This is a genomic window from Herbidospora solisilvae (assembly GCF_009901565.1).
Lineage (GTDB): Bacteria > Actinomycetota > Actinomycetes > Streptosporangiales > Streptosporangiaceae > Herbidospora > Herbidospora solisilvae.
In genome coordinates, this window is the sequence record NZ_WXEW01000013.1 from 175,088 (window position 1) to 200,774 (window position 25,687).

A 25,687-nucleotide genomic window follows, 5' to 3' on the forward strand; every position below is an offset into this window, starting at 1 on the left:
ATGGTGTGCCTCAGCCCCAGCCATACCTGAGGAGACATCGTGGTGTCCCGTTCCCGGGCGGCCTCCTTAGCCGTCCTTCTCTCCCTTTCCACGGTCGTGGCCCTCCCCGCTCCGGCGGCGGCCGTGCCCGTGCCGATCCCGACCGCCCCGACGTGCGTCGCGGCCGCCGACGACCCCGACGGCGCCGCCGGGATGGCCGCCCAGTGCGGCACCGAGGTCGAGGTGCTCTCGGAACGCACCGAGACCAGCCAGGTCTTCGCCCAGCCCGACGGCACGCTGGAGTCCGTCACCTCCCTCTACCCGACCCAGGTCGTCAAGAACGGCGTCTGGACCGACGTGAACACGGACCTGCGTCTGTCGGGCGGCGTGACTCCGGTCGCGACCTCGGCCGACGTGCGCTTCTCCACCGGCGGCGCCGACCCCATGGTGACTCTCACCGAGGGCGCTGCCTCCATCCGGATCAAGTCACCGTGGAACCTTCCCACGCCCTCCCTGAACGGCGACACCGCGACCTACGTCAACGTGCTGCCCGGCGTCGACCTGCGGTTGCGGGCCGAACCCGACGGCTTCTCGCAGTACCTCGTGGTGAACACGCCGACGGCCGCCGCCAACTCGGAGCTGGCCCGCATCGCCTTCCCGATCGAGGCGTCCGGCGGGGCGTCGATCCGCGAGAACGAGTCGGCCCTGGAGGTCGTCGACGCCGCCGGGAACGTGCTGTTCGCGTCGGGCTCGGCGCTCATGTGGGACGCCGACGGCGCGGGTGACGAGGGCGCCGACAGCGCGCCCGGCCGCACCGCCGAGATGGACGTCGAGGTGTCCGCGCACGAGCTCGTCGTGGTGCCCGACCAGGCCCTGCTGACCGCGCCCGACGCGACCTTCCCCATCTACATCGACCCGGCGTTCAGCAAGCCCAGCATGGGCGGCAACTGGACCCACACGAACAGCTGCTCGCCCGGCACCAGCTTCTACACCAGCTACCGCAGCGAGTTGCGGGTCGGCCGCCAGTGGAACACCTCGTGCAAGTGGCGGGCCTACATGCGGTTCGACACCGCCCAGCTCGCCGGCGCGACGATCCAGGCCGCCGAGTTCGCGGTGACCGCCGACCACGTCGCCAACTGTGCGGGCGCCAACACCAACCTGCTGTTCCGCAACAACATCTCCGCCATGAACACCGCGACCTGGAACAGCACCAGCAGCGGCAACGTGCAGACCATCGGCACCGAGAAGTTCGACGCCAACGAGTCGAGCTGCCCCTCGGGCGACCAGAGGAAGGTCTACGACGACGGCAGCGCCAAGGTGCTGGAAGGCCGGATGCAGAGCCAGGCCAACGCCCGCGCCTCGCAGACCACCTTCGCGCTCATCTCGTCGGACGAGGGCGACCACATGGGCTGGAGCAACTTCATCCCGGGCTCGGTGGCGCTGATCATCACCTACAACCACACCCCGTCGGTGCCGACCTCGCTGAAGATCACCACCGACTGCGGCATCTCCTGCGCCTGGGTGCGCTCGGGCACGCCCACGCTGTCGGCGGTCGCCGCCGACCCCAACGGCGGCACCCTCGCCCGGGTCGAGTTCGAGGTGTACGACCGCGCCCGCGCGAGCCGCAAGGCGGCGTCCGGCTCGGCCGTCTCCAACCGCGCCTCCGGCCAGGCCGCGGCGTGGAAGGTCACGCCGGCGCTGCCCGAGGGCGCGTACTCCTGGCGGGTCCGGGGCTGTGACGCCTACGTCTGCGGCGGCTGGGGCGGCTGGTTCGACTTCACCGTCGACACCACCGCGCCCACGAACGTCAGCGTGACCTCGGCCGAGTATCCGCCCGCGAGCGCCGGCACCTGGAACGGCGCGGCCGGCCAGGCGGGCACGTTCACGATCTCCGCGTCCGGCGCGAACCGCTTCGAGCTGACCCTCAACGGCGTGAACAAGGGCTGGGTGAACACCACCGGCGACGTGTGGACCGGCCCGCTCACCCCCGACCGCGACGGGGTCAACCTGCTCACCGCCCGCGCCGCCGACGCGGCCGGCAACGTCGCCGGCAGTCCGTTCACCTACGAGTTCCTGGTCCGCCCCGTCCCGGCCAAGGCGGTCGGGTGGGGCTTCAACGAGGCGTCCGGCACCACCGCCGCCTCCGACCCGGCCGGGACCACGCTCGACAGCAAGGCCGGTCCGGCCGCCCGCACCGCCGGGAGGAGCGGCGGCTACGCGCTGGCCCTCGACGGGGCCTCGGCCTGGGCCACCACCCAGCCGGTCGTCGACACCAAGACACCCTTCACGGTGACCGCCCTGGTGAAGCTGAACTCCACCACCGTGAGCGGCCCGATGACCGCCGTGTCCTCCCACGGCGCGACCGGCTCGGGCTTCCGTCTCGGCTACCGCGCCGAGGGCTGGTGCTTCTCCATGTACGCCGCCGACGGCGGCGCCGAGACCAGGGCCTGCTCCACCGAGTCGGTCGGCACCGGCTGGACCCACCTGGCCGGCGTCTACGACGGCACCCGCCTGCGGATCTACGTCAACGGCCTGAACTGGGAGGAGGCCGACCAGGTGCCCTTCACCTCAACGTGGTCGGCGACGCAGGGCTGGTCGGTCGGCCGGGCCAAGGACGCCGGCGCCCTCACGCAGTACTGGACCGGCGCCGTCGACAGGGTCGGCGCCTACCAGAAGGCACTGACCCAGAGTGAGATCGTCACGGACGGAGCCAAGGGATGAGGAAACCGGCCGCGTTACTGATCGCCCTCGTACTGTCGGGGGCCGGAATCGTCAGCGGGGGGACGGCCAACGCCCTCGCCGACTGGGAGCCCCCGGTCCCGGTCGACGTCACCCCCGTCCCCGTCGAGGACGAGACGCGGCGCACCGTCGTCGAGACGGCCCAACCGCCCCGGGTCAAGGAACCCTTCACGATCACCTGGCCGGCCGACACCGCCGCGCAGATCACCCCCGGCGCGCGTGCCGTCGCCGGCCAGCCCGTCACGGTCGCCGCGGCGGCCTCGGTGGGGAGAGTCGGGGTCCGGGTGTACGGCCGGGCCGCCGCCGAGACCGCCGGGATCAGCGGCGTCATGATGTCGGTGGCGCGCAGCGACGGCCGGCGGTCGGCCGGCACGGTCGGCGTCAACCTCGACTACTCCAAGTTCGCGGGCGCCTTCGGCGGCGACTGGGCCAGCCGCCTGCGGCTCGTCCGGCTCCCGGCCTGCGCCCTGACCACCCCCGGCGCGAAGGGCTGCGGCCTGGACGCCGCCCTTCGCGTGGACGCGAAGAACGACGCCGCGACGCGGACCCTCACGGCCGACGTCGCCCTCCCCGCGGACGGCGCGCCCCAGCTGCTGGCCGCCGCGGCCGCCCCGGCGGGGCCGAACGGCGACTACAAGGCGACGTCGCTGACCCCGGCCTCGACGTGGCAGGTGTCGCAGCAGACGGGCGCGTTCTCCTGGAAGTACCCGATCAAGAGCCCGCCCGCGGTGGGCGGCCCGGCGCCCTCGCTGGCCTTCTCCTACTCGTCGCAGGCGGTCGACGGCAAGACCTCGGGCCAGAACGGGCAGGGGTCGTGGGTCGGCGACGGCTGGGACATGTGGACCGGCTTCATCGAGCGGACGTACAAGAGTTGTCTCGACGACACCAAGGCGGTCGGCGGGAAGGACCCGAACAACAAGGACAAGAAGACCGGCGACCAGTGCTGGTGGAAGCCCAATGCCACCATGAGCCTCAACGGCAGCTCGACCGAGCTGATCGACCTCGGCGGTGGCAAGTGGAAGGGCACCGGCGACGACGGCTCCCGCGTCGAACTGCTGCCGGACGCCTCCAACGGCGTCTACAACGGTGAGCACTGGAAGGTCACCACGATCGACGGCACCCAGTACTTCTTCGGGCGCCGCACCGACTCGGCCTGGACCACCCAGGTGTACGGCAACCACCCCGGCGACCCCGGCTACGAGTCCGGCGACTTCGCCGGCAGCCGCGAGACCCAGGCCTGGCGCTGGAACCTCGACCACGTCGTCGACCCGCACGGCAACACGATGACGCTGAGCTACGGCAAGGAGACCGGCGCCTACGGCCGCGAGTTCGACGCCGACAAGCGCCAGACCTACGACCGCGGCGGCTACCTGACCACCATCGACTACGGCACCCGCACCGACCAGCCGACCGCCTCCGCGCGGATCGCGTTCGAGGTGGCCGACCGCTGCCTGCCCGGCGCGACCTGCTTCGACTCGGACGGCAAGGCGGTCGCGGCGTCGTGGCCGGATGTGCCGTGGGACCAGTACTGCCGCGACAAGTGCACCGAGCAGATGTCGCCCACCTTCTGGACGCAGAAGCGGCTGGCCGCGGTCCGCGCCCAGGTGCGTGACGGCAGCGGCTTCCGCACCGTGGAGTCATGGACGCTGAAGCACTCGTGGCTCAACGCCGGGGTGAGCCAGAACGAGGGCGTGCCCATGTGGCTCGACTCGATCACCCACTCGGGTTCGGGCATCAAGGGCGGTACGACGGTCACCGACCCGCCGGTGACCTTCTCGCCCGGCGCCGACCCGTTCCCCAACCGGGTCGACGGCGCCGACGACGGCCGGACCGCGCTCAACCGCTTCCGCGTCGTGTCGATCACCACCGAGACCGGCGCCCAGATCGGCGTCGCCTACCTGCCGGGCGACTGCACCCGCGCCTCCCTGCCCGCGGTCCACTCCAACGGCAAACGCTGCTTCCCGCAGTGGGCCACCCAGGACGGCACCGATCCGACGCTCGACTGGTTCAACAAGTACGTGGTCAAGCGCATCGACCTGTACGACAACGGCGGCGGCTTCACCCACGAGCAGACCAACTACGACTACCTCGACACCCCGATGTGGAAGTACGACGACAGCGAGCTCGTCGAGGAGAAGAAGCGCACCTGGGGCCAGTGGCGCGGCTACGGCCACGTCCGCGTCAGGGTCGGCCTGGAGACCGGGCCGCAGTCGGTCACCGAGTACCGCTACTTCCGCGGCATGGACGGCGACAGACAGCCCGACGACAAGACCCGTGACGTCTGGGTGAAGGACAGCCTCGACGGCACCGGCGACCCCCACTCCAAGCGCATCGAGGACCACGACGCCTACCAGGGCCAGCTGCGCGAGCAGACCACCTTCGACGGCGTCGGCGGCCAGTGGATCACCGGGAAGCTCACCGAGCCCGGCTTCACCCAGACCGGCGCGTCGGGGTCGCTCAAGGCGTACATGGTGCACACGCCGGTGCAGCTCACCCGCACCCGGCTCGCCGACGGCGGGACCCAGTGGTCGAAGGTGCTGACCAAGGTCAACGCCGAGAACCTGCCGACCGAGGTCAGCGACCTCGGCGACGAGTCCACCCCCGCCGACGACCAGTGCACCAGGACGTCCTACGTCCACAACGGCACCCTGTGGATCAAGGACAAGGTGCTCCAGACCGACCAGTACGGCGTCGCCTGCTCCGCCACCCCGGCGATCCCCGGCGACGTGATCATGCAGGAGCGCAACTACTACGACGACCCCGCCAAGCCGCTCGGCACCGCGCCGACCCGCGGCCTGGTCGTCAAGGAGGAGGAGCTCAAGGGCTGGAACGGCGCCACCCCGCAGTGGTTCGCCGTCACCACCACGACCTACGACGCCAACGGGCGCGCGACCTCGGCCACCGACTCCCTGAACCGGACGACCAAGACCCAGTACATCCCGGACAAGGCCGGCCCGGTCACCGAGCTGAAGACCACCAACGCGCTGAACCACACGGCCTCCTCGCTGATGGAGGCGGCCTGGCAGGTGCCGACGACCGTCACCGACGCGGGCGGGCGCAAGACCGAGCTCGAATACGACGGCGCGGGCCGGCTGACCAAGGTCTGGCTGCCGGGCCGGGCCAGGAGCGAGGCCGCCAACATCCTGTACGCCTACAAGGTGCGCAACAACGCGCCGTCGGTCACCACCACGAAGAAGCTGCTCCCCGACGGCACCGGGCGCTACCAGACCTCGACCGTGCTGTTCGACGCGCTGCTGCGCCAGCGCCAGGCGCAGAGCCAGGCGGTCGGCGGCGGCCGGGTCATCGCCGACACCGTCTACGACTCGCGCGGCCTGGTCGAATGGACCTCCGAGCCCTACTACCACGACACCGCCGGGCCGGGTGAGGCCATCGCGGTGCCGACCAAGGCGATCCCGTCGGTCACCGCCAACACCTACGACGGCGCGGGCCGGGTCACCAAGGCCGAGTTCAAGGCCTACGGCGTGACCAAGTGGGCGACCACGACGGCCTACACCGGCACCGGCACGATCGTCACGCCGCCGATCGGCGGGACCAAGACGGAGACCGTTCAGGACGCCCGGGGCCGGACCGTCGAACTGCGCCAGTTCCACTCGTTCACGGCCGCCACCTACGACCGGACCCTGTACACCTACACCGACAAGGGTGACCTGGCGACCATCACCGACCAGGCCGGGAACGTCTGGCGCACCACCTACGACGTCCGCGGCAACAAGATCAAGATCGAGGACCCGGACAAGGGCGTCAGCGAGCAGACCTTCGACACGACCGGGCAGCTCACCAGCGTCAAGGACGCGCGGGGCGTCGTGCTCGCGTACACCTACGACCCGCTGGGCCGCAAGACCACGCTGCGCGAGGACTCGGCGACGGGCCCGCTGCGCTCCGAGTGGCTGTACGACACCGCCCCCGGCGGCCTGGGCAAGCCCGCCGGCTCGATCAGGTACAACGGGACCGCCAAGTACTCGACCCTGATCAGCGGCTACGACGCCGGCGGCTACGCGACCGGCATGACGGTCACCCTGCCCGCCGAGACGGGCGCGCTGGCGAAGACGTACGAGTACAAGACCTCCTACAAGCAGGACGGCCAGCCCGCCACGCTGACCCTGCCGGCCGTCGGCAACCTGTCCGAGGAGAAGCTGGAGTACGGCTACAACGCGGTCGGCAAGCAGTCGTACATCAAGAGCGGCGTGCAGATCTACGTCAACGACACCGTCTACAACCAGATCGGCGGGCGCATCCAGCGCATCCTCGGTCAGGACGACAAGCGGGTCTGGCAGACCGACACCTACGACGAGCCCACCGGCCGCCTGGTGACCAGCTCGACCACGCCGGAGCTGAAGAACCAGACGGTCAACTTCAACTACGAGTACGACCAGATGGGCTCGGTCACCAAGGTCAGCGACCGGCCCAACGGCGGCCAGCAGGCCGACCACCAGTGCTTCACCACCGACCACCTGCGCCGCATGACCGAGGCCTGGACCCCGGCCAACGGCGACTGCAATCCGGCCGCCCGTTCGGCCGGCACGCTCGGCGGCCCGGCGCCCTACTGGCACAGCTACGCCTACACGACCACGGGCAGCCGGGACACCGAGACCTGGCGCACCGCCACCACCACGACGATCCGCGACTTCGTCCAGCCCGCCCAGGGAGGCGCCGCCGGCTCCAAGCCGCACGCCGTCACCCGGGTCGACAAGTCCACCGGCGGCTCCGACTCCTACGGCTACGACCAGGCCGGCAACATGAACAGCCGGACCGTCGACGGCGCCGCCACCACCCTCACCTGGGACGCCGAGGGCGACCTGGCCACCACCGTCCAGAACGGCCAGACCACCTCCTACCTGTACGACACCGAGGGCGCCCGCCTGATCCGCAAGGAGCCCGGCGCGATCACCGCCTACCTGCCCCACGGCCAGGAGGTGAAGGCGGTCGGCACCACGGTGACCGGCACCCGCTACTACACGCAGGGCGACGACACCGTCGCGGTGCGGACCGGGACCGGGCTCACCGGCCTGCTCTGGCTGGCCCAGGACCACCACAACACGGCCGAGGCGATGATCAAGGCCGCGGACCTGTCGGCCACCCGCAAGCGCAGCCTCCCCTTCGGCGCCCAGCGCGGCGCGGGCCCCGCCTTCTGGGCGGGGGAGAAGGGCTTCGTCGGCGGCACGAACGACCCCACGGGCCTGGTCAACATCGGGGCCCGCGACTACGACCCGCTGCTCGGCGCCTTCATCAGCGTCGACCCGGTGATCGACCCGCTCGACCCGCAGCAGATGCACGGCTACAGCTACTCCAACGGCAACCCGCTCACCTTCACCGACCCCGACGGACTGCTGTTCGGGATCAAGAAGCCGGCCTGGATGGACAAGGTCACCAACGTCGCCAAGGCGGTCGCCGTCACGGCGATCAACCACCAGGTCAACGTGGTCAAGGGCGCCGGCAAGTTCCTCTGGGAGCACTCCGGCAAGATCTCCGCGGTCACCGGGTACGCGGCGATGGCCGCCGCGGTGATCCCCGGCGGCCAGCCGTTCGCGGCGGTGCTCGGCGCGGTCTCCACCGTGACCGGCGTCATCGACACGGTGAAGTCGTGCAAGGAGGGCAAGAAGGTCGACTGCGCCGTGGGCGCGGCCGGGCTCGTGCCCTTCGGCAAGGTGCTGGCCAACGGCCCGGCCAAGAACGCGGCGAAGAAGGCGATCAGAGAGGCGGACAACCGCATCCAGGCCAGGAGACAGGACATCACGATCGACGAGGCCGTCATGGGGCACGCCAAACCCGGTATGAAGGTCGACATCGAGGCCGAGCGGCTCTACCAGAACCGCCTCAAGATGATCCAGGCCCAGAAGGACCGGGAACGCGCGCTGGCCGCCCAGGCCCGGGCCCGCGCCCGCGACCGGGCCTGGGACAACTGGGGCACCGCGCTGAACGTCGAGAACGGCTACAACGAGGCCTGCAAGTACGCCCGCGGCTGCTACGAGCGGGAGGTGTACGTGCCGGTCGTGGTCCGGACGGTGACGGCCCCGGTCCGGCGGTTCCGCATCCCGCCGCAGTTCCTCTGGTAACCGGGAGCCGCCCTACGATCGAGGCATGAGTGCCGAGATCAGCCGAGAAGTCATCGACAGGTTCCTGGTCGGGGGCCGCCTGGTGCAGATGCCCGCCAAACACGCGGTGCGCCTGGCGGTCCTCGACCGTGTCGCCCAGTCGTTCGAGATCGGGGTGCGCTACTCCGAGAAGGAGGTCAACGAGGTCCTCGTCGGTTTCTTCGACGACTACGCCGCCCTGCGCCGCTACCTCATCGATAATGACCTCTTGTCCAGGGAGGACGGAGTCTACTGGCGCAGTGGCGGCACCGTCTGAAACAGCGCGTCTCGGGTAATAAGGGGCCATGCGGGTGAGTCGATGGAGCGATCTCCGCCTGCGCCGTCCCTGGATCGACCACCACGTCCGCGCGGTCCTGCGGTTCGACCAGGCCGACGGCGGCCGCCTCTCGGCGGGCATGACCTACTACGCCTTCTTCGCGATCTTCGCGCTCGGCCTGCTCGCCTTCGTGATCATGGGCCACGTCTGGGACACCCCCGGCGCGCTGGCCCAGGTCGCCGACTACCTGGCCGACACCTTCCCCCGCCTCGACGTCGCGGCCCTGCGCGACGCCCGCGACACGGCCGGCTGGATCGCCCTGTTCGGCCTCCCGCTGACCGGCCTGTTCTGGGTCGACTCGATGCGGTCGTCCAGCCGCGCGGTGTGGGGCCTCAACGAATACCCGGGCCGCTTCCTCACCCGCTGGCTCATCGACCTGGGCGTGCTGGCGGCGCTGGGCCTGCTGCTCGCGGCGTCGCTGGCACTGTCGTTCGGCGCGCAGTCGGCGCTGCTGTGGGTGACCGGCCACACTGTCGGCCCCGACGCCCCGGCCGCCCGGTTCGCCCTCCAGGCCGCCGCGTTCGGACTGGGCTTCGCGGTCAACCTGCTGCTGTCGGCCGCGCTGCTGACACTGGCGCCGAGACTGCGCCTGTCGCCGCGCCGCGTGATCGGCCCCGCCCTGATCATCACGGTGGGGCTGGAGGTGCTCAAGACCGCCGGGCAGCTCTACTTCAACCTGAGCTCGTCGAACCCGGCCTACACGGTGGTGGCCGGCGCGGTGGGCATGCTGCTGTTCCTGAAGCTCATGAACGTCCTGATCCTGTACGCCGCCGCCCACGCCGCGACCAGCCGCCACGGCACCGTGGTCGACCTCGCGACGGGCCGGCGCGTCAGGCCAGCCGCATCCAGCCCTGACCACGCTGCACCATCCCAGCCCGATTCGTGCGAATCCCTCTCGACGCCAGCTCAGTGATCAACCGCCCCGGATCCCGGGGCGTGATCGACGGCACGATCCGCGCCCCCACGTCGATCCACAGGGCCATCCGGCGGCGGGGGCGGTCACGGTCGAGGTTGTACCAGTGCACGAAGTCGCCGGTGCCCCACAACCGCCGGCTCCCGTGGGGCAGCGGAACCGCGTTGACCGCCCGGATGGCCCGCAGGGAGATGCTCTTGTCGCCGCCCCAGAGGTAGTACGTCCTGATGATCAGCTCGGTGTCCGTGCAGATCACCAGTCCGTCGTCATACATAATCCGAACATATACCCAGGTCAACGGGGGGACGACCCCCCGAGCCCCCGCTGTCAGGGGGCTCCGCCCCCTCACGCTCCCCCGGCCCGCTCCGCGGTCCCGGCGTCGCTGCGCTCCGGGGTCGCTGCCGCTCCCGCGCGAAGGGCTCCGCCCCTCGCCCTCCCCGGACAGGCCTCGCTCCGCTCGGAAGGCCGCTCGCTTCGTTCGAAACGCCTTTCTTCCGTTACGGCTCCGCCTGGCCGGCCACCCGACCCCCTTGCGGCCACTCGATCACCCGGTGCCGCGCTGGATCGGCGTCACGCGACCGGCCGTCGAGCTCCTCGCCGACTTCGGTGACGGTCGACTGGGACTGGCCGGTGCCGGTGCGCACGACGGACCGCGTTCACGAAGGGCGCTGTGCGGTTGGTGGAAAGAAAGGGGCGCCCGGATCGCGGGCGCCCCTTCCTGTTTCTGGATGGACGTTACGAGCGCGACCACTTCTGGTTGGAGGCGCCCGTGCAGTCCCACAGCTGGAGCTGTGCTCCGTTGGCGGTGTTGCGGCCGACGATGTCGACGCATCTGTTGGCGGCGACGTTCACCAGGTCACCCGCGCCCGACAGGGTGAACCGCTGGGCGGCGGTGCCGTTGCAGGTGTAGAGCTGGATCGGGGTGCCGTTCGCGGTGCCGGCCGCGGCGGCGTCCATGCACTTGCCCATCGCGCGGACCGTGCCGTCGGCGTTGATCGACCACTGCTGGGCGGCGGTGCCGTTGCAGTCGTACATCTGGAGCCTGGCCGCGTCGACCGGGTTGGCGGCGGGGATGTCGATGCACTTGCCGTTCAGGGCGGACCGCAGGTTGCCGCCGGTGCCGCCCCCGCCGTCGGGCTGCCAGGCCGAGACGCGGACGTAGTCGATCAGCATCGTCTGCGGGAACTGGGTGGTGCCGTCGGGGTAGCCGGGCCAGTAACCGCCGACCGCCACGTTAAGGATCATGAAGAACGGGTGGTCGAACACCCAGGCGTTGCCGCGCAGGCTGGAGGGCGTGACGCGGAAGTACTCCGAGCCGTCGACGTACCAGATGATCAGGTTGGGCGACCAGTCGACGCGGTAGGTGTGGAAGGCGTCGGCGAGCGGGGCCCCGATCGAGCGGTTCCCGCCGACCGCCGTGCCGCCGAAGTAGCCCGGCCCGTGGACGGTGCCGTAGACCGTGTTGGGCTGGTTGCCGACGTTCTCCATGATGTCGATCTCGCCGCCGTTGGGCCACGTGCCGCCGCCCAGCATCCAGAACGCCGGCCAGATGCCCTGCCCCCGGGGGATCTTGATCCGCGCCTCGAACCGGCCGTACGCCTGCGTGAACCGGTCGGCCGTGAGGATGCGGCCGGAGGTGTACTGGCAGGTCCCGTAGTGACACTGGAGGTTCGACGGGTTCTCCCGCCGCGCTGTGATCGCGAGGTTGCCCGCGCCGTCGTGGTAAACGTTGCGAGTCGAGTTCGTGTAGTACTGCTGCTCGTTGTTGCCCCAGCCGCCGCCGCCGATGTCGAACTTCCACTTGGACCCGTCGATCGACGTGCCCGCCGGGGCGTTGAACTCATCAGACCAGGTCACAGGCCCGATGGCGGCCTGGGCCTGCGGCATGGCCACCAGCCCGCTGACGAGCGTGGCGACTGCGGTTAACAGGGCGAGGAGCAGCCTCGGTCGGCGCATGGGAGTCCTCCGGGTGCGCTTTACGGCTTAAATTAAGAGGATGTAACACCCGTGTCATCCACACTGTCAATAGGAAAGTTTACTTAATGAGCCGTCAGGTACCTCGACTCTTCCAGCAGCCGCGGGGTCATCGTGATCCCCGTGAGGCGCTCGGCCAGCGAGAACGCCGGTCCCCGATGAGGCTGCTCGGGGAGCGGGTGGACCGGGGAGTGCATCTGCTCCAGAAGGTCCGCGATCTCGTCCGGCGGCTCCCCGCAGTAGCTCTCGTGCGGCCGGAACAGGAACCGGATCCTCCCGTCCACGATCCCGTGGGAGTAGCCCTCCTCGGGCAGGAACTGGAACCGGATCCTCCCGTCGTCGACCCAGTGGAAGTGGTCCATGTCGTCGACGTCGAGGTAGGAGTGCGAGACGAGGCGGGTGCCCGCCGACAACGGCAGGACGACCTCCTCGGTGCTGCCGAGGCCGCCGTACGACTCGACGAGGAGCGCCCACTCTCCGAGGGCGACGGCGCCGCGGGCCTGCCCCCGGATCAGCTCGTCGAGTGTCAGCTCGGCGCGGCCGGGCCCGGCGCCCAGCCGGGTCAGCAGCCGGTCGGGCGTCAGGCCGCGGACGTAGGTGAGGCAGTAGGCCTTGGCGAGCGCCGGGGGGAGCCGGGAGTGCACAGGTCAGCCGCGGGAGCCGTAGGCCGGGCCGAACACCACCAGGAGGGTCAGGTCTTCGGTCACGTCGACGAAGCGGTGGTCTTCGCCGGCCGGGACGAAGATGACCGCGCCCGGCCCGACCTCCGCCTCGCCCGTTGGGGTCACGATGCGGGCGCGGCCCGTCGTCACGACGTAGATCTCGTCTTCGGTGTGGGGGCTCTGGTCGTCGACGCCGCCCGCCGGGATGCAGTAGGTGCCCACCGACAGGTCGGGGGTACGGAGCTGCTCGGTCCAGTCGCCGTCCGCGCCCGCCCACACGCCGGCGCCTTCGATGATCCGCATGTCAGAAGGGGGCTTTCTGGACCTTGGTCCGGAAGTGGATCTCCTCGCCGTCCACGACGAAGCGGGCGTGCGCGACCCTGCCCTTCTTCGGGAACGTCGCCACGAACGACTCGGCCTTGACCAGGCGCTCCTGGCCGACGCTCTTGTCGTCGTCCTTGTCGAGGTAGAGGCGGACCTTGGTCCACGGGCCGGACGAGCCGTTGGCGAGCGAGACCACCACGCCGCCGGCCTCCTCGCGGGCCGACAGGCCGTAGGGGATGCGCGGGTCGGGGCCGATCGACCCGTCGAGCAGGGCGTTGAGCTCCTCGACCAGCTTCGGGTGGCGGTCGGCCACGTTGTGGCGTTCGCCCCGGTCGCCGCGCAGGTCGTAGAGCTCGTTGCGGCCCTCGGGGCCGGCGCCGGCGATGTTCGGGTTGAAGCGGATCAGCTTCCAGTGGCCGCGCCGGATCGCCTGCATCTTCCGTGGACGGTTCCAGATCAGGAACGGGTGGCCTGCGTAGCGGTCGCCGGTCAGCAGGCCGCGGAAGGAGCGTCCGTCGAGGTGGGCGGGGGCCGGCAGGCCCGCGATGTCGGCCACCGTCGGCAGGATGTCCCACAGCGCCACCGGGTCTTCGACGACCTTCGGGCTGAACGACGGGTTGTAGGCGATCATCGGGATGCGGATGCCGCCGTCGTACAACTGGCGCTTGACGCCGCGGTAGGGGCCGTTGGAGTTGAAGATGTTCGGGTCGACGCCCTTCTCGTGGTGGGGGCCGTTGTCGGCCGTGAAGATCACGATGGTGTCGTCGGCCACGCCCGCCTGGCGCAGGGCCCGCAGGATGTCGCCCACGTGGGCGTCGAGCCGGGTCACCTGGGCGGCGTGGCGGCGGTTGGCCTTGGTCCACGGCTTGTCGGCGTACTGGCCCGCGTCGCCGGGGATCTCGCTCGGCGAGTGGGGCAGGATCGTGGCGAACTGGAGCAGGAACGGCTTGCCGTCCTTGGCCGACTCGTCGATGAACTTGACCGCGCGGTCGCGCAGGAAGTCGGGGCTGTACGTCGCCCCGTCGAAGGCCACCATCTCGCGGTTGTGCCACAGGTACGTCGGCCAGTACTGGTGGGCGTGGATGTGGGTGATGTAGCCGTAGAACTCGTCGTAGCCGCGCACGTTCGGGTGGGAGTCCTGGTCGGGCTGCTCGGGCCCGAAGCCCCACTTGCCGATGAGGGCGGTGCGGTAACCGGCCAGCCGCGCGACCTCGGCGAACGTCAGGTCGCCCGGGTTCAGCGCACGCTGCGGGCCCCCTTCGGGGTTCTCCCGGACCGTTCCGTGACCGGTGTGCAGGCCGGTGAGCAGGGAGCAGCGCGAGGGCGCGCAGAGCGAGGAGCCCGCGAAGGCGTTGCGGAAGCGCACTCCCTGGGCCGCCATGCGGTCGAGGTTCGGCGTCGCGATGATCTGCTGGCCGTAGGGGCCGATCTCGCTCACGCCCAGATCGTCGGCGAGGATCAGGACGATGTTGCGCGGAGCGCGGGGACGCGCCTCCGCCGGCTGGGCCACGCTCGCGGAGGCCAGGCCGGCGGCGAACACACCGCCGGTGCCCGCGAGGAATCCTCGCCTGGTAGTGGACAGCATTGATCCTTGGCTTCTGGTGAGGGCACGGGGAGCCGGGAATGCGGCCCGCCGTGCTGGAACGTACCGGATCTGATCTTTTCACGCCAGCTGTCGGGAAACCTCTAATCAAACCGGAACGGCGATGGCCGCCGGGTGGGGTTCCCGGCGGCCATCTGGTGACGCGTTATCCGACCTTGACGACCTTCGAGCTGTAGTTGCCCGTGCCGGTGGCGGGGTCGTAGTTCCGCTCCACGTTCCCGGCGATGTCGACCGAGAACCAGTTGACGGTGGTGTCCTTGTCGACGGTGATGTGCGCCGCGCCCTCGCGCATGCCGGCCTGCTCCAGCTTGGTGCTCTGGAGCGTCGGCTTGCCGCCGTCGAGGGTGTAGTACACGTTGGCCGCCTCGTTCACCGAGAAGGTGAAGGTCGCGGTGCCCGGACCGCTCGACACCTTGACCAGGCTGGAGGTGGGCCGCTTGCCGTCGTCGGCGAACTCGCTCGCGACCTTCAGGATGGCGATCTGGCCGTTGGCGAACTCCATGGCCTCCTGGTGCCCTTCGGCGAACGGCGGCTGGAAGCCGACGGGCTCGAAGCGCTTGGTCGTCGGGTTCCAGAGGTCGGCGCCGACCTCGAAGTCCCAGCCGATGATGCCGCGGTTGTACCAGTGCTCGTCGGCGCTGTTGCCGGCGGCCGAGTAGAGCACGTCCGGGACGGGGCCGGTGCGGCCCGGCCAGATGCCCGTGCCACGCCAGGCCTGGACGGCCGACAGGATCTCGGACGAGGCGTCCCAGAAGTAGTTCTCGGTGCCGAAGTCGACGCGCGGCAGCAGCTCACGGCCGGCCGCCTTGTAGGCGCCGGGAGGCCACATGAAGTAGCCGCCGTACGAGTGGGTGTTCATCGCGAACTTGATGTTCGGGAACTGGTGGGTCAGCCAGACCTCGTTCTTGGCCTCCGGCTCCGACAGCTCCGCCGGGCCGGCGAAGGTGTCGCTGGTGCAGGAGGCCGAGGCGCCGCTGTAGCCGTCGGTGAGCGAACCGACGGAGAAGTTGCGGTTCAGGTCCACACCCCACGAGTTGCGGCGGCCGGGGTCGCCGTTGTTCTCGGGGCAGTGGTTGGTCATGTTGCGGCGCTGCGAGTTGAAGTCGTAGAAGCTGTAGTGCGCGCCGTCGGGGTTGGTGACCGGCAGGACGAAGATGTCGAGGTCGTCGACCAGGTCCTTGGTCGTGCGGTCGTGCGCGTAGTTGCGCAGCAGCCGCTCGGCGGTCTCCAGGCAGGTGATCGGGGTCACCCACTCGCGGGCGTGCTCCTGGCAGTACAGGAAGACGCCGGTCTTGGAGCCGTCGCGGTCGCGGCCGATCCGGATCGCCTTGGTCTGGAAGGGCTCGCGCGAGATGTTCGCCGGGGCCTTGAGGCCGTCGGTCAGGGCGGTCGTCGCGGCGGTGGGCGCCACGGCGGCGCCGGTGTTGGTGCGGTAGAGGCTGGCCTTCACCAGGGCCGCGGCGGGCGCGCTGGCGTTGACGGCGTCCACGACCTGCTTGGAGGTGCTGTTGACCGCGCCGGCGGCGTCGGTGCCGAGGCTGACCGAGATCGCCTTGCCGTTGACCGCGACGGACAGCGGGCTGCTCGCGCTGCCGGGGTTGGTCAGCGCGAAGGTGATGTCGTTGCCGCCCTCGTGGCCGTACACCTTGGAGCTCACGTAGAACGCGGACGCGCCGGTGCCGCCGAACTGCGCCTGGGCCAGGCGACGGTAGCCGTTGGTCTTGTACGGCAGGTCGACGATCTCGGCGATCTTCGGGAACTCGGCGGCGAGGCCGACGATGCGATCGGTGATCTCCGTCGGGTCCATGTAGTGGTCGATGAAGTCCGAGACGTAGTGGGGGCTGGGCGCCTTCTGCGGCGCGCCGAGCCACTCCTTCACGTCGACCGTGACGGTGCCGCCGCGGTTGCTGGTGATCGTCACCTTCGAGGGAGCGGTGTTGATCGGCAGCGGCGAGTTGAAGCGGTGGTACATGTACTGGCCGGCGTCGGTGAAGCGGCTCATCGTGGCGGTGCCGCCCGAACCGGGCTCGGTGCCCGGTCCGTTGTCCCAGCTCACAGTGAGCACGGTCTCGGCGTCCACGGCGCTCGACTTGACCTCGACCGACAGGAACCGCTGGTTGCCGGTGTTGGTGAACCACTCCGAGCGCAGCACGGTCAGCTTGTCGCTGTCGGCGGCCTCCGCCGCCGCGATGCGCGCGAGGGCCTGGCGCCGCTGCGCCTGGTTCTCGGCGACGTCACTCTGGTCGGAGATGGTGCCGCGCAGGTCGAAGCCCTGGTCGCGGAGCGCCTGGGCCTCCTCGGGGCTGAGCACCGCGTGGACCTCGAGGCCCTCATCGACGGGCTTCTTGTACTCGGCGAGGTCGACGCCCAGCTCGTTCAGGCGGTCGACGGCCGCCTGGTCGGGAACGACGATGCGAATCAGCGCGACACCGTTCTGGGCGCCGGCGGGCTGCCGGTCCGCGGGGACCGCGCTGACCGGTGGCACCGGGTCGGCGAGGCTCGGCAGCGGGCTGAGCACCAGGGCGATGGGGATGGCGAGGCCGACCGCCAATTGGCGGCTCCTCCTTCGGGGAACGATCCTCACTGAAGTTCCTCCAGGTGAGCGTGCCTGCCAGGCGAGGTTCTACCGGGCGGGAGAGGGCACGCAGAGTATTTTTGAAGTCTTCGCCCATAAGATGATCACCGTCAAGGTGTCGAAACAACCGATTTGGGAAGTTTCGATAACTAAATGGTCTATACGGACATTGAGTGACAAATCGCTCAGGTATAGGCTTCGCGTCGTGGTCTTTCGCGTGACGTTCGTCTGCACCGGCAACATCTGCCGCTCCCCGATGGCCGAGCACATCCTCCGCCGTCACCTCGAAGACGCCGCCCTCGACGTCGAGGTCGAGGTCGACAGCTCCGGCACCCAGGGCTGGCACATCGGCAAACCCGCCGACCACCGCACGATCGCGGCCCTGCGCCGGGCGGGATACACCAGCGCCCACAGCGCCCGCCAGTTCCGCGCCCTGTGGTTCGGCCGGTACGACCTGATCATCGCCCTCGACGGCGGACACCTGCGCGACCTGCGCTCCATGGCCCCCAGCGAGGCCGACCGGGAGAAAGTCCGGCTGCTCCGCGAATTCGACCCCGGCGCCGATTCCCCCGACGTCGCCGACCCCTATTACGGGGGCCGCGCCGACTTCGAGAAAGTGCGCGTCCAGATCGAGGCGGCGGCCCCCGGGCTCATCGCGGAGATAAAAACCCGGCTGACTTCGTAGGCAGTCAGAAAGGTCGCCCAAGCCCCATAAAATGCCCGAAATGGGTGGGAGGCGGCTGTGACGTACGTGACCGATGGGGCCAGCGGGGTCGGCCGGAGCGTGCCGCCGCCCGAGCCGGGACGCCGGTCGCGGACCCCGCTGATCATCACCGGCCTGGTCGTCCTGGCGCTGGTCGCGGCCGTCGGCGGCCCGGCCGTGGCGTTCGCCGGGGAGTTGCCCCGCAACACCTTCGTCGCCGGGATCGACATCGGCGGCCTCGACCCGGCCCACGCCCGGGAGAGGCTGGCGGCCGAACTCGCCGGCCGCGCCGACCGGCCGATCACGGTCACGGCCGGCGGCAAGGAGACCGAGGTCAGCCCCGGCGACGCCGGGCTCGCCTTCGACCTCGAGGGCACCGTGGCCGCCGCGCAGGGCGGCGTGGTCGACTCGCTCCAGGCGCTGTTCGGGCGGCGGGAGGTCCCGCTGCGGCTCAAGGTGGACGAGGAGCGCCTGAAGGCCTCCGTCGCCGCCATCGCCGAGGGGGCCGACCGCCCGGCCCGCCAGGGCGGCATCCTCTACCGGGGCCTCACGCCCCGGGTCGTCACCCCCGCCAGCGGACGCGCCGTCGACCAGGCCGACGCCGCCGGGAAGCTCCGGCAGGCCTATCTCGACGGCGCCCAGGCCGTCTCCCTCCCGCTCGGGGTCGTCGAGCCGTACACGACGGCCGACGTGATGCGCCGCTTCGCCGCCTCCACCGCCAAGGAGGCGACCGGTCCGATCACGCTGACCAACGGCCGCCGGTCGGCCGAACTGTCCAGCGCCGTCGTCGCGGCCAACCTCCGCTTCCTGCCCGACGAGCAGGGCGAGTTACGGCCGGCCTTCAACGCCCGCAAGGCCCTGGCGGGGGTCGAGGAACGCCTGGTCGACGCGGCCAAGGCCCCCAAGGACGCCACCTTCAAGATCGTCAAGGGCAGGCCGGTGGTCGTGCCGTCGCAGACCGGCCAGGGGGTCGACGCGGCGGCGCTGAAGACCTCGGTCGAGGCGGTGGTGACGGGGGGCGGCAGCCGTACCGTCGAGGTGTCGTTCACCACCAGCGAGCCGGAACTGACGACGGAGAAGGCCAAGGCGCTCGGCATCAAGGAGAAGGTGTCGACGTACACCACCCATCACCCCTGCTGCGCCCCCCGGGTGACCAACATCCACACCATCGCCGACATCCTCGACCACCACCTGGTCATGCCGGGGGAGACCTTCTCCCTCAACGGCACCGTCGGCAAGCGTGACACCGCGCGCGGCTTCGTCCCGGCCCCCATGATCTCCAGCGGACGGTTCGTCAACGACGTCGGCGGCGGCATCTCCCAGTTCGTGACGACCATGTTCAACGCGGTCTTCTTCGGCGGCTTCGAGGACGTCCAGCACATGGCGCACCAGTACTACATCTCCCGCTACCCGGCCGGGCGCGAGTCGACGGTGTCGTATCCGCAACCGGACTTCCGCTGGAAGAACGACTCCAAGTACGGGGTGCTGGTGACGACGTCGTACACCTCGACGTCGGTGACGGTGACGTTCTGGAGCACCAAGCGGTGGGACATCGAGGCGGAGAGCTCAGGGCCGTACAACGTGACGACGGCCCCGCCCATCACGGACTCGGGGCCCGACTGCCTGCCGATGGGGGGCGCGCAGGGGTTCTCGATCGACGTGACCCGGGTGTTCAAGAAGGACGGCAAGGAGGTCCGGCGCGAGAAGTTCCACACGGTCTACGACGCCGAACCGGTGCTCACCTGCGAGAACTAGCTCAGACCTCAACGGCTTTCCGCCGCCATGCGCACCCCCAGGGCCAGCAGGACCGTACCGCTGACCGCGTCGAGCCGCCGCCGGATCGCCGGGCGCCGGAACCACGCGCCCGCCCGGCCGACCACGGCCGCCAGCCCCAGATACAGCACGATCTCGATGGCCACCTGGAACGCGGCCAGCAACGCGGTCGTGGCGAACAGGGGCCGATCGGCGGGGACGAACTGCGGATAGAACGCGATCATGAAGGCGGCGATCTTGGGATTGGCGAGCATCACCACCGCCCCCTCCCCGAACGCCTTCCACCACGACGACCCCGGACCGGCGTCCGGCGGGAGGATCTCCACCGACTCCTCGCCCCGTCGGCTCGGCCACGCCGAACGCCAGGCCTTGATCCCGAGGTACACCAGGAAGGCCCCGCCCACCACCCGCAGGGCCAGATAGGCCACCTCGGAGGCCGCCACCAGGGAGGCGATCCCGGCGGAGGCGAGCAGCGCCCACACGTACAGGCCCGCCTCCAGGCCGAGCACGGTGGGCACCGCCCCGGAGAAGCCGCGCAGCGCCGCGCGGCGCAGGATCAGCGCCATCGCCGGGCCCGGCGACGCGGAGATCAGCACCACGGCGAGGGCGAAGGCGGGGAGAGAAGAGATGATGTCCACGACGTTCATCATGATCGTGCGGATGTCGTCACTTCAATTGGTCTAGGGCAGGATCGCGTCCACGTACCCGCCGTCCACCCGCAGCGCCCCGCCCGTCGTCGCCGAGGCCTGCCGCGACGACAGGTAGGTCACCATGTTGGCGATCTCCTCCGGTTCGATCAGCCGCTGGATCAGCGAGTGCGGCCGGTGCCGGCGCATGAACTCGCGCTGGGCCTCGTCCCACGGCAGGTCCCGGCTGACCAGGCTGTACACGAAGTCCTCCACGCCGCCCGTGTGGGTCGGGCCGGCGATGACGCTGTTGACCGTCACCCCGGTCCCCGCCGCCTCCTTGGCGAAGCCGCGGGAGACGGCCAGCAGGGCCGTCTTCGACATGCCGTAGTGGATCATCTCCTCGGGGGTCACCACGGCCGAGTCGCTGGCGATGTACTGGATCCGGCCCCAGCCGCGCTTCTTCATGCCGGGCAGGTAGGCGCGGGTCAGCCGGACCGCCGACAGGACGTTGGCCTCGAAGTAACGGCGCCACTCCCCGTCGGTGATCTCCAGGGCGGGACGCGACTCGAAGACCCCGAAGTTGTTGACCAGGATGTCCACGTCGGGCAGGGCCTTGAGCACCTCGTCGGCGCCCTCCACCACGTCGCCGACGACCGGGATGCCGCCCACTTCCGCGGCGGCCTTCTCGACCCGCTCGGGGTTGCGGCCGTTCACGCCCACTCTGGCGCCCGCGCGGGCCAGGCCGGTGGCGATGGCCAGGCCGATGCCCTGCGTCGAACCGGTGACCAGGGCGGTCTTGCCCGTGAGATCGATGTTCATGACTCTCCCCTGCGGTGTTTCGGCCGGTGGCTGGTGTCGCAGATGGGGTAGGTCCGGCTGCGCTTGCAGGCGCACAGGGCGACCATGAAGCGGTCGCTGCGGATCACCCGGCCGTCGTCGAGGGTGATCTCCACCGGGCCCTCCACCAGGATCGGGCCGCCGGTGATCATCCTGATCCGGGTCTCATCGGCCATCGGGGGCCTCCCGCAGCGAGGTGCGGCCCGCGTCCCACGCGGCGAGCACGTGCGCGCCGAAACGGCTCTCCACCAGGTCGGTGGCCTGGAAACCGAAGACGACGTCCCCGGCCAGCTCCGGTTCCCGCCGGAGCAGGTCGCCGACGACGTCGCGGCGCAGCACCTGTTCGTGGACGGCGTCCGCCTCCACGTGCTCGGTGAAGAACACCGTCTCCGCGACCCCCAGGCGGTCGAGCGCGCGTGCCATCCGGGCCGCGCTCGGCGAGGTGGTGATCTCGGCCGAGGCGAAGTGGCCCACCAGAGCGCCTCGGAGCGACCGGTGCAGGCCGAACAGGGACATCATGTTGACCACGGCCAGCATCGGCGCCGGGACGTCGTCGAGCCGGGCCAGGTAGGAGTCGTCGAGGCCGAGGGCGCGCATCAGGTCGCAGAACAGCTTGGAGTGCATGCGGGCGTACCGGCCGCCGCCGAACTCGTCGAACTCGACGGCGACCAGTGAGGCCTTGGCCTGGCCGGTCAGGCGGGGGATCGCGAAGGCGTGCGGGTCGGCCTCCTTGTGGTGGTAGATCGACCGGTGGACGACGTACTCGCGCAGGTGCCAGAGCTCGCCCTTGTCCTCCAGGAAGTGGGAGACGCCCCCGGGGGAGTCGATCATGGCCGCGTCGACGGCGGCCTCGACGTCGGCGCCGCCCTCGACGCCGTCGCGCAGCGCCGTCAGGAAGACCTGTTCGAGGTCGCGGCGCAGGCCCAGCAGGCCCGGGTCCCACTCCCAGGCGGGGTCCACGCCGTCGAAGCCCTGGTAGTGGAGTTCGTAGCAGACGTGCAGGGACACCTGGAGGTCCTCGCCGAACGGGTCGGGGGCTCCGGCGGGCGGCAGGGGCCCGCCGGACAACGCGGAGATGATCCCCTCGGAGATCGGCCCTCGGGGCCGGGGCAGGTGTCCCATTCGATCCCCATACCCGGCTTGCGAGCCATAACCGCATATGGGGTGTGCGCCGCCGGAAGTGACGAGGCTAACAGCGTGGTCGTTGTAGGAAATCTTCATCCTCTTATACCTTCTTGGAAGGTATTTCCAGGGGGATGCGCTGTGACAGCTTTGATCATCGGAGTCGACGGCGGGGGCACCAGCACCCGATGTGTGGTCGTCGGCCAGGACGGCCGGGTCGCCGGGCGCGGCCGGGCCGCGGGCGCGAACGTGGTCTCGGCCGCCGATCCGGCCGCCAGCCTGCTGGCCGCGCTCCGCGAGGCCATGCGGGGGCTCGACCCCGCGCGGGTCGTCGCCGGCGTGTTCGGCCTGGCCGGCTCGGGCTCCGGGCGGGCCGGGAAGCTCGCGGCGGAGGCCTGGCGGGCGGCCGGGCTCCCCGGGCGCCCGTTCGTCGTGGCCGACGTGCTCGTGGCCTTCGCCGGGGCGACGGCCGAGCCCGCCGGCGCCGTCCTGCTCTCCGGCACCGGTTCGGTCGCGGCCCGCATCGCCGGGTGGGACGTGGTCCGGGTCGCCGACGGCCACGGCTGGCTGGTCGGCGACGAGGGCTCCGGCGTCTGGATCGGCCGCGAGGCCGTGACGGCGGCCCTGAAGTCGCTCGACGGCCGCGGCGTGCGCACCGACCTGGTCGGCCGGCTCGACCTCGGCCGCTCGCCCGACGAGATCGTCTCCCGCGTGTACGCCCAGGTCGCCGACCAGGGCCCCGCCTCCCTCGGCCGGTTCGCGCCGATCGTCGACGAGGCCGCCCGCTACGGCGACGAGGCGGCCATCGCCATCCTCGTCGACGCCGCCCGCCGGCTCACCGCCACGGCCCGCGCGCTCGGGCCCGGCCCCGGCCCGATGGTCCTCGCCGGATCGCTGCTCACCCAGCCGACCGAGCTCGCCCGGCTGGTCAGGGCCGAACTCGGCGACGTCGCGACCATCCCGGCCCGCGACAACGCCGCCGGGGCCGCCGCGCTGGCGCTCCGGGTGGCCTTCCCGTCGGCCGACGCGCACCGCCGGGTGATCGGGGACGCGCATGCGGCTTGAGCGGATGGCGATGAGCGTGCTCCAGCCGGGGTTCGACGGCACCGAGCCCCCCGAATGGCTGCGGCGGGCGCTCGGCGACGGCCTCGGCGGGGTCGTGCTGTTCGCCCGCAACCTCTCCGACCAGGTGCGGACCGCCGACCTGGTGGCCGACATCCGGGCCGAGAGCCCCGACGTCGTCGTGGCGGTCGACGAGGAGGGCGGGTCGGTCACCCGGCTGGAGGCGCGGGACGGCAGCTCGTGGCCGGGCAACCGGGCCCTCGGCGTCGCCGACGACCTCCACGTCACCGAACACGTCGCCCGCCGGATCGGGCGGCTCCTCGGCACGACCGGGATCAGCCTCGACTACGCCCCCGTCGCCGACGTGAACGCCAACCCCGACAACCCCGTCATCGGGGTGCGCTCGTTCGGCGCCGACCCGGAGCTGGTCGCCCGGCACACCGCCGCCTGGGTCGGCGGCCTCCAGGGCTCGGGCGTGGCGGCCTGCGCCAAGCACTTCCCCGGCCACGGCGACACGATCGCCGACTCCCACGTGGAGCTCCCGACCGTCCATGTGTCCGCCGACATCCTGGCCGAACGCGACCTGCGCCCCTTCCGGGCCGCGATCGACGCCGGGGTGCGGGCGATCATGGTCGGGCACCTGCTCGTGCCCGCCCTCGACGACGTGCCCGCGACGCTGAGCCGCGCCGTCATGACCGGGCTGCTCCGCGAGACGCTGGGCTTCCGGGGGCTCGCGGTGACCGACGCGATCGAGATGCGGGCGGTCGCCGCCCACTGGCCGCCGGAGGAGATCGCCGTGCGCGCCCTGTCCGTCGGGGCCGACGCGGTCTGCGCGGGCATCTCCTCCGCCGACGGTTCGTCCGTGTACGCCCTCCGCGACGCCATCGTGGCCGCCGTCCGGCAGGGACGGCTCCCGGAGGAACGCCTGGCCGAGGCCTCCCAGCGGGTGCGCGACCTCGTCGGCTGGCACGCTGGCCAGGCCGCCGCCAGGGCCGCCGCCGCGGCCGAGCCCGACGACGATCTGGGCCTCACCGCCGCCTCCGCCGCCCTCCTCGTGGTGGGCGAACCCCGCCTCGACCGGGCCCCTCTGGTCGTGGAGGTCACCGCCCGCCCCCACCAGGCGGCCGACAGCGGCACCCCGCCCGGCGTGGCCCGCGCGCTGGCCGAGCTCCTCCCCGGCACCCAGGCGGTCTCCGTCACCGTCGGCGACCCCCTCCCCGACCTCAGCGCCGACCGCCCCCTCGTGGTCGTCGTCCAGGACGCCGCCCGGCACGGCTGGATAAGGGAGGTGCTGGCCCGGGCCCTGGAGACCCGGCCCGACGCGATCGTCGTCGAGACCGGCCTGCCCGGCCCCCCGGCCGGGGCCGGTTACGTCGCCACCCACGGCAACTCCCGCGCCTCCGCCAGGGCCGCCGCGCGCCGGCTGGCCCGCCGACCCCCCGAGAAGGAGAGCCCCCCATGAGCGGACCGACAGCCGCGAACCTGGTGGCGAGCGTGCGGGCGGTGCTGCCCTCGCTCACCCCGTCGGTGCGGTCGATCGCCCGGCTGATCCTCGACGATCCCGCGATGGTCGCCAGAAGCACGATCACCGAGCTCAGCGCCGCCTCCGGCGCCAGCCAGGCCACGATCGTGCGGACCGCCCGCGCGCTGGGCTTCTCGGGCTACTCCGAGCTGCGCCTGGCGCTCGCGGCGGCCTCGGCGCAGAGCCAGTCGCAGCGGGCGGCCGACCGGCTCGTGCCGGGCGACCTGGCCCCCTCCGACCCGCTCGCCGACCTCATCACGAAGGTCACCCGCGCCGAGTCGGACGCCATCGCCGACACCGCCGCCCAGCTCGCCCCCGAGCGGCTCGGCGAGGTCGTGGACGTCATCGTGGAGGCCAGGAGGGTCAGCATGCTCGGCGTGGGGGCCTCCGGGCTGGTCGCTGCCGACATGGCGCAGAAGCTGATGCGCATCGGCCGGGCCGGGCACCCGTTCACCGACGTCCACCTCGCCCTGACGGCCGCCGCGCTGGCCACGCCCGGCGACGTCTGGGTGGCGGTGAGCTGCACCGGCGAGACGGCCGACGTCGTCGAGCCGGTCAGGGCCGCCCGCGACGCGGGCGCGACCGTCGTGGCGATCACCAACAACCCGCGCTCCACGCTGGCGGGGCTGGCGGGTCATGTCCTGGTCTCGGCGGGCCGCGAGACCGAGTTCCGGCCGGGCGCGCTCGCCTCCCGGATCAGCCAGCTCCTCATCGTCGACTGCATCTTCGTGGGCGTCGCCCAGCGCACCTTCACCGCCGCCGACGCCGCCCTTCGGGTCACCAAGGACGCTCTCGATCGCTACGCCGAAAAGCGTCATCGCAGCTAGATAGCTGTTGGTAA

The 25,687-nt window shown here is 71.1% G+C and carries 19 protein-coding genes; 9 read left to right on the top strand and 10 right to left on the bottom strand.

What is annotated here, in order from left to right:
* The first annotated feature begins 39 nt into the window (after nucleotides 1–39).
* Genes GT755_RS41460 through GT755_RS36220 form a run of 4 tightly spaced genes read left to right on the top strand, consistent with a single transcriptional unit; the run spans nucleotide 40 to nucleotide 10,060 of the window.
* Nucleotides 40–2,700 carry a LamG domain-containing protein gene (locus tag GT755_RS41460; RefSeq protein ID WP_161484073.1) on the top strand — a complete coding sequence of 887 codons (2,661 nt, stop codon included), beginning with the start codon at nucleotides 40–42 and terminating at the stop codon, nucleotides 2,698–2,700.
* Entirely contained in the window at nucleotides 2,697–8,792 is a 6,096-nt protein-coding gene (locus GT755_RS36210; protein WP_161484074.1) for an RHS repeat-associated core domain-containing protein, read from the top strand. The genes GT755_RS41460 and GT755_RS36210 overlap by 4 nt, the downstream gene beginning before the upstream one ends.
* Before the next feature lie 25 nt (nucleotides 8,793–8,817).
* Nucleotides 8,818–9,087 (top strand): DUF2087 domain-containing protein, encoded by a 270-nt coding sequence (locus GT755_RS36215; protein ID WP_161484075.1) that lies wholly within the window; start codon nucleotides 8,818–8,820, stop codon nucleotides 9,085–9,087.
* Between the two features lie 34 nt (nucleotides 9,088–9,121).
* The gene (locus GT755_RS36220) at nucleotides 9,122–10,060 is read left to right on the top strand and encodes a YihY/virulence factor BrkB family protein (protein ID WP_328794736.1); all 939 of its coding nucleotides are present in this window, start codon (nucleotides 9,122–9,124) and stop codon (nucleotides 10,058–10,060) included.
* Here GT755_RS36220 and GT755_RS36225 read toward each other — a convergent pair.
* The 6 genes from GT755_RS36225 to GT755_RS36250 form a co-directional block, all read right to left on the bottom strand.
* The gene (locus tag GT755_RS36225) at nucleotides 9,978–10,334 is read right to left on the bottom strand and encodes a hypothetical protein (protein ID WP_161484077.1); all 357 of its coding nucleotides are present in this window, start codon (nucleotides 10,332–10,334) and stop codon (nucleotides 9,978–9,980) included. The two genes, GT755_RS36220 and GT755_RS36225, sit on opposite strands and share 83 nt — an antisense overlap.
* 461 nt (nucleotides 10,335–10,795) lie before the next feature.
* Entirely contained in the window at nucleotides 10,796–12,016 is a 1,221-nt protein-coding gene (locus GT755_RS36230; RefSeq protein WP_161484078.1) for a glycoside hydrolase family 16 protein, read from the bottom strand.
* An 83-nt stretch (nucleotides 12,017–12,099) separates the two neighbouring features.
* A complete protein-coding gene (locus GT755_RS36235; RefSeq protein WP_161484079.1) occupies nucleotides 12,100–12,678 on the bottom strand; it encodes a DUF6461 domain-containing protein in 579 nt (192 codons plus the stop codon).
* 3 nt (nucleotides 12,679–12,681) lie between these two features.
* Entirely contained in the window at nucleotides 12,682–12,999 is a 318-nt protein-coding gene (locus GT755_RS36240; protein WP_161484080.1) for a cupin domain-containing protein, read from the bottom strand.
* Between the two features lies 1 nt (nucleotide 13,000).
* Entirely contained in the window at nucleotides 13,001–14,605 is a 1,605-nt protein-coding gene (locus tag GT755_RS36245) for an arylsulfatase (RefSeq protein ID WP_161484081.1), read from the bottom strand.
* Nucleotides 14,606–14,768: 163 nt separating this feature from the next.
* Nucleotides 14,769–17,174 (bottom strand): M14 family zinc carboxypeptidase, encoded by a 2,406-nt coding sequence (locus GT755_RS36250; protein ID WP_161484082.1) that lies wholly within the window; start codon nucleotides 17,172–17,174, stop codon nucleotides 14,769–14,771.
* A 229-nt stretch (nucleotides 17,175–17,403) separates the two neighbouring features.
* Between GT755_RS36250 and GT755_RS36255 the strand changes: the two genes are divergently transcribed.
* Entirely contained in the window at nucleotides 17,404–17,883 is a 480-nt protein-coding gene (locus GT755_RS36255) for a low molecular weight protein-tyrosine-phosphatase (RefSeq protein WP_161484083.1), read from the top strand.
* A gap of 57 nt (nucleotides 17,884–17,940) precedes the next feature.
* Complete coding sequence (locus GT755_RS36260; RefSeq protein ID WP_161484084.1) at nucleotides 17,941–19,656, top strand: VanW family protein; 1,716 nt, start codon at nucleotides 17,941–17,943, stop codon at nucleotides 19,654–19,656.
* A gap of 8 nt (nucleotides 19,657–19,664) precedes the next feature.
* Here GT755_RS36260 and GT755_RS36265 read toward each other — a convergent pair whose 3' ends face one another.
* Genes GT755_RS36265 through GT755_RS36280 form a run of 4 tightly spaced genes read right to left on the bottom strand, consistent with a single transcriptional unit; the run spans nucleotide 19,665 to nucleotide 22,262 of the window.
* On the bottom strand, nucleotides 19,665–20,312 hold the full coding sequence (locus GT755_RS36265) for a LysE family translocator (RefSeq protein WP_161484085.1): 648 nt from the start codon (nucleotides 20,310–20,312) through the stop codon (nucleotides 19,665–19,667).
* Nucleotides 20,313–20,354: 42 nt separating this feature from the next.
* A complete protein-coding gene (locus GT755_RS36270; protein WP_161484086.1) occupies nucleotides 20,355–21,122 on the bottom strand; it encodes an SDR family NAD(P)-dependent oxidoreductase in 768 nt (255 codons plus the stop codon).
* Nucleotides 21,119–21,316: a CDGSH iron-sulfur domain-containing protein gene (locus GT755_RS36275; protein ID WP_161484087.1), complete on the bottom strand. Its 198-nt coding sequence runs from the start codon at nucleotides 21,314–21,316 to the stop codon at nucleotides 21,119–21,121. Before GT755_RS36275 ends, GT755_RS36270 begins: the two co-directional genes overlap by 4 nt.
* The gene (locus GT755_RS36280) at nucleotides 21,306–22,262 is read right to left on the bottom strand and encodes an iron-containing redox enzyme family protein (protein WP_161484088.1); all 957 of its coding nucleotides are present in this window, start codon (nucleotides 22,260–22,262) and stop codon (nucleotides 21,306–21,308) included. Before GT755_RS36280 ends, GT755_RS36275 begins: the two co-directional genes overlap by 11 nt.
* 141 nt (nucleotides 22,263–22,403) lie before the next feature.
* Between GT755_RS36280 and GT755_RS36285 the strand changes: the two genes are divergently transcribed.
* The 3 genes from GT755_RS36285 to GT755_RS36295 are packed head-to-tail and all read left to right on the top strand — an operon-like array spanning nucleotide 22,404 to nucleotide 25,673.
* Nucleotides 22,404–23,327, top strand: a complete 924-nt coding sequence (locus GT755_RS36285) for an N-acetylglucosamine kinase (RefSeq protein ID WP_328794737.1) — start codon at nucleotides 22,404–22,406, stop codon at nucleotides 23,325–23,327.
* Nucleotides 23,317–24,786, top strand: a complete 1,470-nt coding sequence (locus GT755_RS36290) for a glycoside hydrolase family 3 protein (RefSeq protein WP_161484089.1) — start codon at nucleotides 23,317–23,319, stop codon at nucleotides 24,784–24,786. Before GT755_RS36285 ends, GT755_RS36290 begins: the two co-directional genes overlap by 11 nt.
* Nucleotides 24,783–25,673, top strand: coding sequence for a MurR/RpiR family transcriptional regulator (locus GT755_RS36295; protein WP_161484090.1), 891 nt, complete (start codon nucleotides 24,783–24,785; stop codon nucleotides 25,671–25,673). The genes GT755_RS36290 and GT755_RS36295 overlap by 4 nt, the downstream gene beginning before the upstream one ends.
* Nucleotides 25,674–25,687: the final 14 nt, after the last annotated feature.

What these genes read in the sequence shown, in the direction of transcription:
- GT755_RS36270 (WP_161484086.1), bottom strand. Translation starts at nt 21,122, where the DNA reads ATGAACATCGATCTCACGGGCAAGACCGCCCTGGTCACCGGTTCGACG.
- GT755_RS36275 (WP_161484087.1), bottom strand. Translation starts at nt 21,316, where the DNA reads ATGGCCGATGAGACCCGGATCAGGATGATCACCGGCGGCCCGATCCTG.
- GT755_RS36290 (WP_161484089.1), top strand. Translation starts at nt 23,317, where the DNA reads ATGCGGCTTGAGCGGATGGCGATGAGCGTGCTCCAGCCGGGGTTCGAC.
- GT755_RS36240 (WP_161484080.1), bottom strand. Translation starts at nt 12,999, where the DNA reads ATGCGGATCATCGAAGGCGCCGGCGTGTGGGCGGGCGCGGACGGCGAC.
- GT755_RS36245 (WP_161484081.1), bottom strand. Translation starts at nt 14,605, where the DNA reads ATGCTGTCCACTACCAGGCGAGGATTCCTCGCGGGCACCGGCGGTGTG.
- GT755_RS36225 (WP_161484077.1), bottom strand. Translation starts at nt 10,334, where the DNA reads ATGTATGACGACGGACTGGTGATCTGCACGGACACCGAGCTGATCATC.
- GT755_RS36210 (WP_161484074.1), top strand. Translation starts at nt 2,697, where the DNA reads ATGAGGAAACCGGCCGCGTTACTGATCGCCCTCGTACTGTCGGGGGCC.
- GT755_RS36280 (WP_161484088.1), bottom strand. Translation starts at nt 22,262, where the DNA reads ATGGGACACCTGCCCCGGCCCCGAGGGCCGATCTCCGAGGGGATCATC.
- GT755_RS36295 (WP_161484090.1), top strand. Translation starts at nt 24,783, where the DNA reads ATGAGCGGACCGACAGCCGCGAACCTGGTGGCGAGCGTGCGGGCGGTG.
- GT755_RS36230 (WP_161484078.1), bottom strand. Translation starts at nt 12,016, where the DNA reads ATGCGCCGACCGAGGCTGCTCCTCGCCCTGTTAACCGCAGTCGCCACG.
- GT755_RS36215 (WP_161484075.1), top strand. Translation starts at nt 8,818, where the DNA reads ATGAGTGCCGAGATCAGCCGAGAAGTCATCGACAGGTTCCTGGTCGGG.